This is a genomic window from Mesonia algae, from assembly GCF_003253545.1.
GTDB classification, from domain to species: domain Bacteria; phylum Bacteroidota; class Bacteroidia; order Flavobacteriales; family Flavobacteriaceae; genus Mesonia; species Mesonia algae.
The window spans coordinates 1-2,195 of sequence record NZ_QKYV01000029.1 but is presented as its reverse complement, the minus strand read 5'-3'; the positions used below and the strand labels follow the sequence as shown (position 1 = coordinate 2,195).

Sequence of the window (2,195 nt, the reverse complement as noted above, 5' to 3'; positions counted from 1 at the left end):
TCCCACTTCCCATTGATCTTTTTAGCTTGATAAATCTTTAACTGACCTATACCATTGGATGCTTTTTCATAATCTCCATCTAAATAATCATTACGGGTAAAAAACATAGTTTCTCCATCTGGAGTAATACTTACTGTTCCTTCATGATACTTAGAATTTACATCTCCTTCCACCAATTTAATATCGGTATAACTATCTCCTTGTTGAGTTGCTGTATAAACATCTAAGGTAGGTTGGTCATTCCAACCATAATCTTTCCTAGAGGTATTACGAGCAGAGACAAAGTAAAGCTTATTACCTACCGCATAAGCTCCAAAATCTTGATAGGTGGTATTCAACTGTAATTTATTTACAGTAAATTTAGGTTCTCCATTTAAAAGTTTTGGTAAATAATCTGGGTTTGCTTTATAAGCTTTTGCTCGCTCATCATTAGGAGATTGGTTAGAAAAAGCTTGCATAGCTTCATTAGAAGCATCAAACTTCTTATTAGCCTTCAACATCTGAGCATAACGATAGTGAGCTTCTGCTTCTGCATTTGAACTTGATTCGATATAAAGCTTATAATAACGCTCAGCTTCTTTGGTATTGTAAAGATTATAATAAGAATCTGCCAAACGATTGTAGACATAAGCGTCTGCATCTCCTTTGGATACCAATTTCTCATAATCTTCGATCGCTTTTACATACTCCAAACGATCATAATGTTTATCTCCTTTCTTAGTTGACTTACTCTGTGCATTTGCCACGCCACTAAACATAAACAGTAGGGCAGCGGCTATATAATATCTTTTTTTCATAATTAAAATAGTGTCTTGCGTTTGGTTTGGGTTTAGAAATAACGAGGTGATCTATATGTCTTCTTGTTAAAGAATATATCAAATATCACAAAGGCCTCATAAGAAGGCTGATCGATATCTGATATAGAATGATCATAAGCAAATCCTACTTGAATCCAATCGGTAGCACGGATACTCATCAAACCACTAACAGCATCTTCGTAACGATAAGACGCTCCTATCTCAAAACGATCATAGAATAAAAAGTTAGCATTTACATCAAAAGATAAAGGAGACTCAAAAGAGCTTTTTACTAAAGTACTTGGCTTAAACTTAGTATTGTCTGATAATTGAAATACATATCCCGCAGTAGCAAAGTAATGCAATTCTTCATTCCCGTACTCTCTTCCATCAGGATCTGCATCTAAATGTGTTGATTTTAGCAGATTAGGAACAGAAACACCTAAATACCAATTGTCTGTATAATAAAGAAAACCTGCTCCAAAGTTAGGATAAGTCTCATTAATATTCTCTGAAAAAGCAGGATCAACAGGCCCTAAATCTCCATTACCATCTTGGAGCTGTAAATTAGTAAGTCCTACCTCGTGAAAAGTAGCTCCAGCTTTTACACCAAAGGCTAATTTACCACTATTGTTAAACTCCAGCGTATAAGAGAAATCTGCATAAACATTTGTTTCTCTTACCGGACCTATTTCATCTGATATAGCAGACAGACCTAAACCAGTCTTTTCTCCTATAGGAGAATGAGCCGAAAAAGTAAAGGTCTTAGGAGCTCCATCAAAGCCTGACCATTGATCTCTGTACAATAGACCAATATTTAAACTCTCTTTTGACCCTGCGTAAGCTGGGTTTACCACATTCATATTGTACATATACTGAGTATACTGAGGGTCTTGTTGTGCAGATACATCCATGCTCCCTAGCAAGAAAATACCACACAAGGTTATATATAGTTTCTTCATTAGTTTTTGTTTTGTTTTGGGTTTTTGCAATGATAAATAAAAATAACCTCGTCACTAAACCGTATGATTTAGCAACGAGGGATACTTTCGTATATTAATTAGATTCTCTGTTTAAATAAATCCAGCCTTTCTTAACCTTACCAAATACAGGGTCTTCTGAACTGAATTCGATCACGTAGAAATAAGTTGCCGTGTTTAAAAGATCACCGTCTTTATCCTGACCGCACCAATCACTCACGTAATTACCTTTCTCATAAACCACTCGACCATAACGGTTGAAAATTTGAATCTTACTAATACCACTCCTATCAGATAAGAAAGTAAGATCTAAACAATCATTCAATCCATCACGATTATCTGGAGATAGTCCTTCTGTAATTAAACATCCTGCCTCATAAGGGGCTATCGTTAGATCTACTCCTAAAGCCTCACTTTG

The 2,195-nt window shown here is 35.5% G+C and carries 2 protein-coding genes and 1 pseudogene; all 3 read right to left on the bottom strand.

What is annotated here, in order from left to right; all coding sequences use genetic code 11:
• A pseudogene (locus tag LX95_RS14460) lies at positions 1-797 on the bottom strand (PD40 domain-containing protein); the annotation flags it as partial.
• Positions 798-829: 32 nt separating this feature from the next.
• Positions 830-1,759 carry a PorP/SprF family type IX secretion system membrane protein gene (locus LX95_RS14455; protein WP_111542166.1) on the bottom strand — a complete coding sequence of 310 codons (930 nt, stop codon included), beginning with the start codon at positions 1,757-1,759 and terminating at the stop codon, positions 830-832.
• A 94-nt stretch (positions 1,760-1,853) separates the two neighbouring features.
• On the bottom strand, positions 1,854-2,195 hold a 342-nt coding region (locus tag LX95_RS14450), incomplete at its 5' end, for a gliding motility-associated C-terminal domain-containing protein (protein WP_146240810.1).